8 protein-coding genes are annotated in these 12,371 nt (G+C 42.8%); 3 read left to right on the plus strand and 5 right to left on the minus strand.

The annotated features are described in order from the left end of the window. The 3 genes from ileS to JMY05_RS00015 all read right to left on the minus strand — a co-directional run. On the minus strand, positions 1-2,830 hold a 2,830-nt coding region (gene ileS / locus JMY05_RS00005), incomplete at its 3' end, for an isoleucine--tRNA ligase (protein ID WP_201613853.1). 425 nt (positions 2,831-3,255) lie between these two features. Next, positions 3,256-3,807: a protein disulfide oxidoreductase gene (locus tag JMY05_RS00010; RefSeq protein WP_045443663.1), complete on the minus strand. Its 552-nt coding sequence runs from the start codon at positions 3,805-3,807 to the stop codon at positions 3,256-3,258. A gap of 120 nt (positions 3,808-3,927) precedes the next feature. Then, positions 3,928-5,565 carry a carbon-nitrogen hydrolase family protein gene (locus JMY05_RS00015; protein ID WP_045443666.1) on the minus strand — a complete coding sequence of 546 codons (1,638 nt, stop codon included), beginning with the start codon at positions 5,563-5,565 and terminating at the stop codon, positions 3,928-3,930. Between the two features lie 582 nt (positions 5,566-6,147). Between JMY05_RS00015 and JMY05_RS00020 the strand changes: the two genes are divergently transcribed. Next, a complete protein-coding gene (locus JMY05_RS00020; protein WP_045443668.1) occupies positions 6,148-6,777 on the plus strand; it encodes a BLUF domain-containing protein in 630 nt (209 codons plus the stop codon). 95 nt (positions 6,778-6,872) lie between these two features. Here the strand turns inward: JMY05_RS00020 and JMY05_RS00025 are convergent, their stop codons facing one another. After that, on the minus strand, positions 6,873-8,243 hold the full coding sequence (locus JMY05_RS00025; protein ID WP_227678198.1) for an FAD-binding oxidoreductase: 1,371 nt from the start codon (positions 8,241-8,243) through the stop codon (positions 6,873-6,875). Between the two features lie 556 nt (positions 8,244-8,799). Here JMY05_RS00025 and serA point away from each other — a divergent pair. Next, positions 8,800-10,026, plus strand: coding sequence for a phosphoglycerate dehydrogenase (gene serA / locus JMY05_RS00030; protein ID WP_109591030.1), 1,227 nt, complete (start codon positions 8,800-8,802; stop codon positions 10,024-10,026). Between the two features lie 408 nt (positions 10,027-10,434). Then, entirely contained in the window at positions 10,435-10,866 is a 432-nt protein-coding gene (gene uraH / locus JMY05_RS00035) for a hydroxyisourate hydrolase (protein WP_201539760.1), read from the plus strand. Positions 10,867-10,975: 109 nt separating this feature from the next. On the opposite strand, the gene JMY05_RS00040 is transcribed toward uraH, so the two are convergent. Continuing rightward, the gene (locus JMY05_RS00040; RefSeq protein WP_201613855.1) at positions 10,976-12,061 is read right to left on the minus strand and encodes a rhodanese-related sulfurtransferase; all 1,086 of its coding nucleotides are present in this window, start codon (positions 12,059-12,061) and stop codon (positions 10,976-10,978) included. Positions 12,062-12,371: the final 310 nt, after the last annotated feature.

Consider the following 12,371-nt stretch of genomic DNA (forward strand, 5'->3'; position numbering starts at 1 on the left):
CCTCACCATCACCGCTGACGTTAGTCACGCAGCGTGCGCATAGTTCTGGATGTGCACTATCGGTACCGATATCATCACGGATATGCCAGCAGCGTACGCACTTGGTGCCAGTTGCGGCGCTCACCTTGACCACTAAGTCTACTGATTCATCCGTGCTGGCGTCAGTTTGCTCATCTGTGTTTGTTTTATCGGCAGGAGCGTCGCTCATTGGTTTCAAAGTTGCGCTACTAGTGATTAGTACAAAGCGCAGCTCTTCGCCCAGCTTGGCCAAGCTTTCATGCATTGCACCGTCAGCATATAGATTAACATCGGCAGACAAGTTAGCGTTGATGATTTTTTCACCACGTGCGGTCTCGATATGTTTATTGACCATATCCTTTGCCAACATGATACGTTGCCAGTCATCGTTGCTGATCGCACTTAGCTCAAATTCTGGAAATTTGTACCATTCTTCAGTAAATACATAACTGTCAGCGCCATGCAATACTTCCCACGCTTCTTGTGCCGTGAATGACAAAATCGGCGTAATCCAGCGAATGAGTGCCTGAACGATATGGTAAATCGCCGTTTGCGCAGAGCGACGCGGTTGTCCATCAGTCTGAGTCGTATACTGACGATCTTTGATAATATCTAAATAGAAACTGCCCAAATCTTGCGAACAGAACGCAGTAATATGCTGGGTGACTTGGTGAAAATCCATCGCATCATAAGCACTGATGATTTGTGCTTGCACGGTTTGCGCGCGCTCAATGATGAATTTATCAAGGCTGACCAGCTCATTGATATCGACGCTGTTGGTCGCAGGATCAAAGTCATCGGTATTGGCAAGTAAGAAACGCAGGGTGTTACGGATACGGCGATACATATCGATTGCGCCTTTAAAGACCGTTTTACCCGCGCTCATCTCATAACGATAGTCGCTTGATGCAATCCACAAACGCAGCATGTCCGCGCCTGTTTTGTTGATCTCTTCCTGCGGCGTGATGATATTGCCAAGTGACTTACTCATCTTGCGACCGTTTTCATCAACCACAAAACCATGCGTCAGTACTTGCTTAAATGGTGGGCGACCGTACATGGCTTCTGAGGTCAATAATGAAGTCTGGAACCAACCGCGATGTTGGTCAGAGCCTTCCAAGTAGATATCAGCTGGATTGGTCAATTCATCGCGTTGTTCAAGTACGGCAAAATGCGTCGTGCCAGAGTCAAACCAAACGTCTAAGGTGTCGGTTGCTTTGTCATAGTCCGCGGCTTCCGCCCCTAAGAAATCTTCACAGCTGGCATCAAACCAAGCTTCCACACCGCCCGCATCGATTTTTTGTGCAGCGACTTCCATCAGCTCAAGCGTGTTTGGATGCAGCTCGCCTGTTTCTTTATGGGTAAAGAAAGTAATCGGCACGCCCCATGTACGCTGACGTGAGATACACCAATCTGGTCGACCCGTCATCATGGCTTCGATACGGTTTTGTCCCCATGCTGGTGTCCAGCTTACTGCTGGGATATCAGCAAGTGCACGCTCACGCAGACCTTTGGTTTCCATATTGATAAACCACTGCGGCGTTGCGCGGAAAATAATCGGTGACTTATGACGCCAGCAATGCGGATAGCTGTGCTCAATCTTGGTATGACTGATTAGATGTCCATTGTCATGCAGTGCGGCGATGATTTTTGGATTGGCCTTATAAATGTGCTCGCCCGCAAATACCGCTGCGCTGTCCAGATAAACGCCCGTACCACTGACTGGGTTTTCAACGGGTAAGTTATATTTAAGACCTACGATATAATCGTCAAGACCGTGACCGGGTGCTGTATGGACGAGGCCAGTACCACTATCTGTGGTTACGTGATCGCCTAGGATTAATGGCACTTGACGGTCTGCAATCAGTGGATGCTGAGCACGCAAGCCTTCAAGCTCGCGCCCAGATACGGTAGCTAACACACCCTGATTGCTAAGTTTAAGTTCAGTTAATGCTGTTTCAACCAAATCCGCGGCTAGTAGTAAATTACCTTTTTCAGTCGCCACCACACTATAGTTATGCTCAGGATGTACAGAGATGGCTTGGTTAGCAGGTAGCGTCCAAGGGGTCGTCGTCCAAATAACAGCGGCGATATTGCCTGCTACGTCAGCCAACGAGGCAACCTTATCGGTATCCAAAACATCGAAGCTCACATAGATAGCATCAGACACTTTATCTTGGTATTCCACTTCCGCCTCAGCCAGCGCAGAGCTACAGTCTAAGCACCAGTTGACCGGCTTCATACCGCGAGTCACATGACCATTGTCATAAATTTTGGCCAATGCGCGCACGATGTTGGCTTCTTGGTGGAAGTTCATCGTTAGATAAGGATTGTCCCAATCGCCAAATACGCCTAGACGTTTAAAATCCGCCTTTTGCAATTCAATCTGGGTACTCGCATACTCGCGGCACAGGCCACGGAATTCAGTGGCGGAGACTTTTTGACCAACCTTGCCGACTTTGGCTTCGACCTTTTGCTCGATAGGCAGACCATGACAGTCCCAACCAGGGACATAAGGCGCATCAAAGCCGGATAGCGTTTTTGACTTCACGATAATGTCTTTGAGTACTTTATTAACCGCGTGACCCAAGTGAATCTGACCGTTAGCGTAAGGAGGGCCATCGTGCAAAATGTATTTGGTCGCCCCAGCACGTGCCTGACGAATTTTGCCGTACACATCATCCGCTTCCCAAGCAGCAAGCCAATCTGGCTCGCGCTTGGCAAGGTTGGCACGCATCGCAAATGGCGTATCGGCAAGGTTTAGCGTGTCTTTATAATCCTGGCTTGGCGTATCAGTACTTTTATCAGTCATAGAAGGTGTCTTTTTAGAAAATGGATTAAAAATCGATGTAAAGTCAGATGTGACATTTAGGGTAATGCTTAGCTGGCTGCTTAACCGTTGATGATCGCTTTCTCACTTATAATATATCGCTGTGCATCAACGTCATAAATATGCTCACGTCAATAATAAATGCTATCGAGACGAATGCAACATAAAATATGCTTATGGATAATAAAATACCGTGATAGCAATAAACTAAAAAGAGGCAATGAGATTGGCAGCTATTATATGACAAAAAAGCTAGGGTAAAAAGAGCTGGTCAGTATTGTCCTTATTTTAGCCAAAACCAATTATTTATATGAGTGATGCATCACCTATTGAATCATACGGATGGCAAGTGCCATTGTCTACCGACTGGACTCTAAATAATTGGACTCTAAACAGCAGGCTAAGCATTAAAAAACGGATGATAACCATAAGCGCAATTTAAGCGACCATAAGGGTTGAATGCCCGTCAAACCTTGAGTCATCTCGCCATTCTTTAAGATGACATACGAAGGCGTCACTTGTCCTTGCCAATCAGCGAAGATGCTGCCTTCTTGATCATTTATCGTCGTAAAGCGATAGCTATTTTCATTAAGGTAGCGGTGCAGCTCTTGGTCAGTGCCTGATTTAATGGCAATCGTAACGACCGGATAATCATTTGCGGCGGCAAGTTTGTCTATGGTCGGCGAGGTGATACTACAAATGGGACACCACGTGCCCCAAAAATACACCAGCGTTGGTTGTTCATTGCTCAGCGCCGCTAAGTCAACAACTTGCCCTTGATGATCGGTCAGTTGCAATTGCGGGTTGGCTGGCATGATAGGTTGTCGCCACCAATTAATAGCGGTATAAATAACAGCAAATACCAAGCCATATATGAGGAGATTTTTAGCGATAGACAACCCCTTTTGCTTGGGCGTTTTCTTTGGCTTTTTAATGGATTTTTCAGTATCAGTTGTCATAGTGGCTACTTTTCTACTCTACATATTTTTGATAGATAAAAATAAACGGCTGAAATGTCAGCCGTATTACTCATAAATTTTATTAAACCGTGTTCAGTGTTGGTATTTTAAAGTGACTGATTAAGGTTTTTGCGCACGGTTTTGTAATGGGTCACCGAGCAGGACACTACCAGAGTTTTCGAGGCGCTCATCATCGCTTAGCTTACTGGCTGATACTTTAGATTTTCTTTTCCATTTCAAACTATACAAGTCATCACGGCGATCAAGCAGATTATGTACCGAGCCTTCGTTACGGACATGAATAAGCTTGTCTAAGTTCACATCTGAGAAGAATACCATCTCAGTGTTGGCAGTGGTTTCTGCCATAATCGCATCATGCGGGAAAGCAAAATCTGATGGCGAGAAGATAGAGGACTGCGCATATTGAATATCGAGACTTTCAACCTGTGGTAAGTTACCAACCGAACCACAAATCATCACATAGCATTCGTTTTCAATTGCACGTGCTTGGGCGCAGTGGCGCACGCGTAGATAGCCGTTTTGCGTATCTGTCCAAAAAGGCACGAACAAGATGTCCATGTCATCAAGTGCCATGAGGCGGGCAAGCTCAGGGAATTCAACGTCATAACAGACCAAAATACCAATACGACCGGCATCGGTATCAAACACCTTAACCTCGTCACCGCCTTCGATGACCCAAGCGCTACGCTCATGCGGGGTAATATGGATTTTGCGCTGCTCTTCGACCGTACCATCGCGGCGGCACAAGTAACTGACATTATATAACGTATCGTTCTCGTCCAAGTACGGCATCGAGCCTGTAATGACGTTGACGTTGTAGCTGACCGCTAAATGCGATATCTCATTTTTAAACCATTCGGTATAACCGGCTAAAAATCGAATAGCGACGTTTTGATCCGTCGATTCACACAGACCCATCAGCGGTGCGTTAAAGAACTCTGGTAAACAAGCAAAGTCAGAGTTGTAATCAGCCATAATATCGACAAAGAATTCGACTTGTTGCAGCAGCTCTTCAGGTGACTCGACTTCACGCATTTGCCATTGGATACCACCAATACGCACCTCAGACTTACGAGTGTTTGGCTTATAGTCTTGCGGCTCGTAATAAATATTTGCCCACTCAAGTAGAGTAGCAAAACCTTTAGATTGTTTATCATCAGGCAGATAAGCCGTTAAGATACGCTTGACGATAAAGCCATTTGAGAGTTGGAAAGACAATGCAGAATCATGAATTTCACGAGCCGCGACGGCTTCAATATATTCGCCAGGTGTGAGATCTTGATGGTTATGATAGTTCGGGATACGACCACCAGCCAAAATAGCTCGGAAGTTTAACTGGCGACACAGCTCTTTACGGGCATCGTATAATCGACGTCCTAGGCGATAACCACGGTATTCAGGGTCGATCAGCGCATCTAGACCGTAAATAGCATCGCCTTCAGGGTTGTCTCTGATAATCTCTTTATGACCAATCAAGTCGTCGTAGGTGTGCGGGTTAGAAAACGTGGCATAATCAACACGCATAGATAATACGATACCAATCAATTGATCATGATCAAATAAAGCGATCTGACCTTCAGGGAAGGCATCGATTAAGGTATTGATAGTGTTCTTTGACCATGCACCGCCCAAGTTGACATAGACACGATCCATCAGTGCTTTTAATTGTGGATAGTCTTTTTTCTTGATTTCAGCGATGGTTAGATGAAAGTCGTCTAGTTTTTCTATTTTGCTCATAATGTTCCTGTTTTGGATCTTTATTAATTTTAGTGATATCAAATAGCATGCGTTGCCACAATTTGGTTGGCAATTTTTTGTGTAAAAAAAGTGATAAAAATATTCCAATCATAAAATATTACCGTTACAATCAATTATCATTGTATTTACAATAAGTTATGAAGATAATTTATCTTATAACTTCTGTCAGCTTTGGCGTTACTGACATGTTTTTTGAACCTCATATCATTTTAAAGTAGCTATAAATTTAAATTAAAGTGACTATAAATTGAAGTGACTATAAAATTTTTCATAATGTTCACAAACATTCGTTGGGGTTAATACAAGCCAAGTGTTTGGTACAGCTTCTAACCTGAGGGTGTCAGTACAGATATTCTGTTAGCTTAACATTATTTTTAAATAGCATATCTTAGGGCGCTTCGTTTTGGTCTATTTGTTTTGCTCGTTATCATAACAAGCTACTCAAGTAATGACAGTTTAACGTGGTAACTATTTGCTACGTTTTTGTGAGTCGCTGTCTTTTTTCATTGGGGCATCGTTTTGTTTAGCCGTATTTAATCGGTTTTTTAGGATTTTTTTATTATGCCCTCAAGTCACAACAATAGAGTCAGTAGCTGGGATGAGATAGAAGACTCAGCGCTGGTTCAATTGGTGTATGTTAGTAGTTTGACGCTTGTTTCACGTTTAAGCGCCTCTATATTTGATGAAGTAGAATGTCATGCGCGTAACTATAATCAACAGCATGGCATTACAGGTACTCTATGTTATGGTAGTGGTCATTTTTTGCAATGCATCGAGGGTGAGAAAGCGCACGTATTTGCCTTAAAGCAACGCATATTTGCGGATAAGCGCCATAAGAATACTGAAATATTGCTGTTGCAGACGATAGAACATCGCCGTTTTGCGGATTGGCGTATGCGCTTATTATTTTTAGAGCGTTGGTTATGGTCACCAGCGAGCAAAAAGCAAGCCGCACAGTTATCGCCATATTTGCCATTTGCGCCGCATAATTGGTCGCCTGATGGTACCGAGAATTTTTTACAAATCATCAAAACCTTTGATACGCCGCCACATATCAAAGCGGCCGGTATTACCTACAATGCACTGGGCAACATGTTTCGTCATATCGCCGCCCCGCATCAAGCATTTTTAATCGTTCAAGGTGTTTTAAGTGTGTTATTAGTGGTAGCGCTAGTGTTGTTATTTTTATAAATAATCGCTTTTATAAGCCAAAAAAAGACGCTAAACCATCACGTTTAGCGTCTTTTTCATACTCTTATTTATTACTTTAATTATTAAATAAGCACTTACATATCAAAAATCTTTCCACGGTTCATAATATTATTTGGATCAAAGACCTTTTTGACCTCGCGCAAATATTCAATCTCAATCTCGCTGCGGCTATATTGTAAATAAGGCTTTTTAGTCATACCGACGCCATGCTCAGCCGAAACCGAACCGCCATATTTTTGCACGGTTTCAAACACATACTTATTAACAACCTGACATTCAGCAAAGAAATCATCTTTGCTCATGTTTTCAGGCTTTAGAATATTAAGGTGCAAGTTACCATCACCGATATGCCCGAACCAGCAAACCTCAAAGTCAGGGTAGTTGCTGCTGACGATGTGATCAATATCGGTGATAAACTCAGGGACATAGCTTATCAGTACAGATACATCGTTTTTATAAGGCGTAAATACTGAGATGGTCTCGGAGATGTATTCGCGCAATTTCCACAGCTCTTCAGCCTGTGCCAAGCTCTGGCTCATGACACCATCGACGACCCAGCCTTGCTCCATACAATGCTCAAATATCGCCATGGCTTTATCCATGATCGGCTCGTACGGCGCTTCGAACTCTAATAGCGTATAGAACTTGGTGCGCGACTCAAAGGGCTCTTGTACTTGACCATGTGCCATCAGCTTATCAATAGCCACATCATCAAAGAATTCAAAAGCGGTCAAATCAATCTTCGCTTGAAAGGCTGATAGCACATTCATCACATCGTTAAAGCTGTCCATGCCCAGCACCATGACATTTAAGTCTTGTGGCTGACGCTCAAGCTTGATTTGCGCATGGGTGACAAGCCCAAGCGTGCCTTCGCTACCGATAAATAATTGGCGCAAGTCATAACCAGTAGCGTTTTTGACCATACCGCGATTGAGCTGCAAGATATCGCCTTTACCAGTGACCACTGTCAGCCCCATGATCCATTGACGAGTCATGCCGTAGCGTATGACTTTGATACCGCCTGCATTGGTGCCAATATTGCCACCGATTTGACTTGAGCCAGCTGAGGCAAAGTCAACAGGATAATAAAGGTCTTTCGATTCAGCAAATTGCTGCAACTGCTGCGTGATGACGCCTGCTTCGACTTCAACTATTCGATCGGCTGGATAAAACTGTCCGATATGGTTCATCTTATCCATACTGACGACAATCTCGCCATTGGCGGCGACAGCACCAGCAGATAGACCAGTACGACCGCCACTTGGCGTTAACACCACATTGTGCTCATTGGCAAGCAATACAATCGCTTGTACTTGCTCAGTAGTCTTCGGAAAGACGATGGCAGCAGCAGCAGGCGCAAAATGCTTAGTCCAGTCTTTGCCCCAATGCTCTAAGCTCTCAGGGTCGGTTTTGATTTGGCTGGCGTCAAACTGATGGGCATCCATCAAAGTGCTCAAAATAGTTTGAACAGCAGCTGTTGTATGGGTTGCAGAGGTGCTTTGGCTAGATAAAGAAGTCATGGTCAAATCTCGGTATAAACGTAAGCGCTATGCCTAAAGGGGATTATTATATCGCTAAATGGATATAAACATAGCCACATAGGTATGTTTATATAGTACGTATTTATATGATTATAAGTGAGCCAGTAAAGCAATGATAGAAAGATGTCATGTTGCGTGCTTATATGGCGGTAAATGGTAAAAAATAGTTTAATAAACGTCGAACAGCGTGATTTACTATAGCATAAAAAGTTTTCAGGCTTGATAACCAATAATTCATCTAATCTGCTAACATCGCCGCCCAATTTTGTGTAAGATATCCAGACTGTTTTCGTTTCACCCACCCTATAGTTAAAGCATTGGTAAGTGGTTACGACGTTAACCTCATTTAATGTACTCAGTGTATGGTTTGCGCTTGGTTACTTTGTACCTACTTTAAACGGCTTCGACTACAGATTATCCCTCAGATAATTTCACAAGACAATTATAGGACAGTTCTCATATGGCGTTATCACTACAAAAAGACAAAATCCGGTTTTTATTGCTTGAAGGTCTACATGACAATGCTTTAAAAGTATTGGAAGGAGCTGGTTATCATAATATCGAGAATATCAGTCACGCATTAGATCAAGATGAGCTGATCGAAAAGATTAAAGACGCTCACTTTATCGGTATCCGTTCGCGTACGCAATTGACACGTGAAGTACTTGAGCACGCGCACAAGCTCATCGGTATTGGCTGCTTTTGTATCGGTACTAACCAAGTAGACTTAGACGCTGCACGTGATTTGGGTATTCCCGTCTTTAACGCGCCATACTCAAATACCCGTTCGGTGGCTGAATTGGTATTGGCTGAAGCCATCATGCTATATCGCGGCATTCCTGAAAAGAACGCGACCGTACATCGTGGCGGTTGGGGCAAGTCTGCGACCAATTCACATGAAGTACGTGGTAAGACTATCGGTATCGTCGGTTATGGTTCTATCGGTTCGCAACTGTCTGTCTTAGCAGAAAGCTTTGGCATGAAAGTCATTTATCATGATGCTGTGACCAAATTGCCACTAGGTAATGCGGTACAAGTAAGTAACCTAGAAGAGCTACTATCAACGGCTGACATCGTGACTTTGCATGTACCTGATGTGCCAAGTACTCGCTATATGATGAAAGCAGAGCAGTTCGCCCATATGAAAGACGGCAGTTACTTTATCAATGCCGCTCGTGGTACTTGCGTAGAGATTGATGATTTAGCCGCTGTGCTTGAATCTGGTAAAATCTTGGGCGCAGCGATTGACGTGTTCCCGAAAGAGCCAAAATCAGCTGATGAAGAGTTTGAATCACCACTGCGTAAATTTGATAACGTCATCTTGACGCCGCATATCGGTGGTTCAACTCAAGAAGCACAGGCCAATATCGGACTTGAAGTCGCTGATAAGTTTGTTAGATACTCTGACCAAGGTGACACAGCGACAGCCGTGAACTTCCCAGAAGTTTCTATTCCATTCAAAGAAAATTCGCATCGTCTATTACATATCCATAGAAACGTGCCAGGCGTGCTATCTCAGATCAACCGTCTGTTTGCAGAAGCAGGAATTAACATCCTAGCACAGAGCCTAATGACAGAAGGCGATGTCGGTTATTTGGTCATGGATGTTGATTATAATGATTCAACAGCCGCGCTAGATCAGTTAAAAGACGTAGAAGAGACGATTCGCGTGCGTATTTTGTTTTAAATAATATTTGCATGCAAACATAATTTTTAGCATAGCAATAGCAGACCATCATTCAGATAGTCTGCTATTTTTTTGTCTTAAATCAAGCAATTGCAATGTTCAATCATGGCATTGATGCTTTTTATTTATAAGTAACCCAAATTATAGCGAATGTAAGTTTTACATTCACTATACTCATTTTTATATAAGTTAACATTATCTTAATTATAAGGTCTTATTAACAATATAAACTACACCAGTACATTAAGCCTATAATGATGAATATATTTTTAATGAACAACATGATTGATTATGTTTTTGAGGTAAATCACGGTTATTTTCTGCGGATAAGCATATTTAAAAATGGTAAATAGCTTGCTGAAGAAGGTAATTTATTTAACACATACAATTGACTGAATAGGATGATTCATGAAAAACAACTTACTCAAGGCAGCTGCATTTGGTAGCGTATTAGCTATGACTGCAACGGCTAGCCATGCTGCTGGTGATCAAGATAAATATCAATTATCTAGTCATATTTTAGATATTAGTACGGGCAAACCAGCACCAAACGTCAATGTAAAACTGATGATGCAAGAGAAAACTGGTAGCTGGAAATTGCTTAATGCGCAAAAGACTGATAATAATGGTCGTATCGGCAACTTCTTACCGAATCAAGACGGTGTTGAGCATGACGGTACTTATAAGTTGATTTTTGAGACGACTCCTTATTTCCGAAATCAAGGTCTAGAGTCTTTCTATCCATATGTTGAAGTCAATTTCAATATCGAAGGCGATAATCATTACCATGTGCCAATCACTTTATCTCCATACGGCTATAGCACTTACCGCGGTAGCTAAGCCATATTACGTACTAAGTAAGTCATAAGTTAGTACTAATAAAGCAGAAAAGGACGCCCCAATCAAATATTTGATTGGGGCGTCCTTTTTGCTTTTATCAAGCTTAAATTTATTCAGCGTTAGCTTTATTGGCTTCTTCTGCTTGACGACGTGCTTCAATTTTAGCGGCTTTGCGTTTCTCAATCACATCAATCACATCGCTACCAATATGCGCTTCGCCACGTTTCTTTGCCAGCTGCATTTGATGCTCGCGCTCACGAAAGCGTGCTTTTTGCTCGTCGGTCGCTTTATCAATGCAGTGTGGGCATGACTCGCCTTTGATGTAAGCGAGGCTTTGCATGTCATCGACAGTAATGGGCATACGGCAGGCGAAGCATTGCTCATAGTTGCCTTTTTCTAAGTTATGATTGACCGACACGCGGTTATCAAAAACGAAGCAATCGCCTTGCCACATAGAGTCGCTGGCTGGAATTTCTTCTAGATACTTCAAGATGCCACCTTCTAAATGATAAACCTCTTCAAAGCCTTGCTCACGCATATAAGCAGTAGACTTCTCACAGCGTATACCACCGGTACAGAACATCGCGACTTTTTTATGTTTGGCTGGATCCATCTCTTTTGCCACGTACTCTGGGAACTCGCGGAACGTTTCGGTATTTGGATTGACGGCATTTTGGAACGTACCGATTTTAACTTCATAATCATTACGGGTGTCGATAAGAATGACGTCAGGGTCTGAGATTAACGCATTCCATTCGCTTGGTTTTACATAGCGTCCAACTGATTGCAATGGGTCGATATTTTCAACGCCCATGGTAACGATTTCTTTTTTGAGCTTCACTTTGGTACGATAAAAAGGCTGAGCATCGGTATAAGATTCTTTAAAGGTAAAGCTGCCAATCGCTTCGATACTGCGCAGATACTCAAGGACGTTATCAATACCTTGGCGTGTGCCAGAAATCGTACCATTAATGCCTTCATTAGCAATCAATAACGTGCCTTTGACATCATTATCGAGCATATTATTTAAAATTGGCTCGCGGTATTGCTCGAAATCGCTAAAACGCGTGAACTTATATAGAGCGGCAATGACGATGTTATTGGTGACACTATCATAGGCTGGGGCTGATTTGTTGTCGGTGACAGTGCTGTTTTGGATATTGCTATCTGTATTGTGGTCTTGAATGGTACTCATGTTTTTCTCCTGCTGGCTAGGTCGCAAACCTAGTGCGTTGGGTTTAAGGTGCTTTTTAAAATTAACGGTTGAAACTAATTGATAAGATTCATAACAATAGCGCGATTGTGGAATTGGCTAATGCGGGCGTAGTGTAGCAAATTTTAGGGAAGTTTTGGAGGTTTTATGAAGAAGAAGAATATGAAAGCCTGTGAGTTTATATCAGTTACGATGGTTTCTTGATCAAAAAATGCTATTAGAACAAGTAGTCTTTTATTCTTTACAGAGTTACTTATTAGTTAGGATGCAAGAATAAAGCATGGTATTAAGC

The organism is Psychrobacter sp. JCM 18902 (genome assembly GCF_904846615.1).
GTDB lineage: Bacteria > Pseudomonadota > Gammaproteobacteria > Pseudomonadales > Moraxellaceae > Psychrobacter.

Bases quoted from the DNA above. Each gene is read 5' to 3' on its own strand.
- JMY05_RS00010 (WP_045443663.1), bottom strand. From the start codon at position 3,807: ATGACAACTGATACTGAAAAATCCATTAAAAAGCCAAAGAAAACGCCC.
- JMY05_RS00015 (WP_045443666.1), bottom strand. From the start codon at position 5,565: ATGAGCAAAATAGAAAAACTAGACGACTTTCATCTAACCATCGCTGAA.
- JMY05_RS00020 (WP_045443668.1), top strand. From the start codon at position 6,148: ATGCCCTCAAGTCACAACAATAGAGTCAGTAGCTGGGATGAGATAGAA.
- JMY05_RS00025 (WP_227678198.1), bottom strand. From the start codon at position 8,243: ATGGATGCCCATCAGTTTGACGCCAGCCAAATCAAAACCGACCCTGAG.
- serA (WP_109591030.1), top strand. From the start codon at position 8,800: ATGGCGTTATCACTACAAAAAGACAAAATCCGGTTTTTATTGCTTGAA.
- uraH (WP_201539760.1), top strand. From the start codon at position 10,435: ATGAAAAACAACTTACTCAAGGCAGCTGCATTTGGTAGCGTATTAGCT.
- JMY05_RS00040 (WP_201613855.1), bottom strand. From the start codon at position 12,061: ATGAGTACCATTCAAGACCACAATACAGATAGCAATATCCAAAACAGC.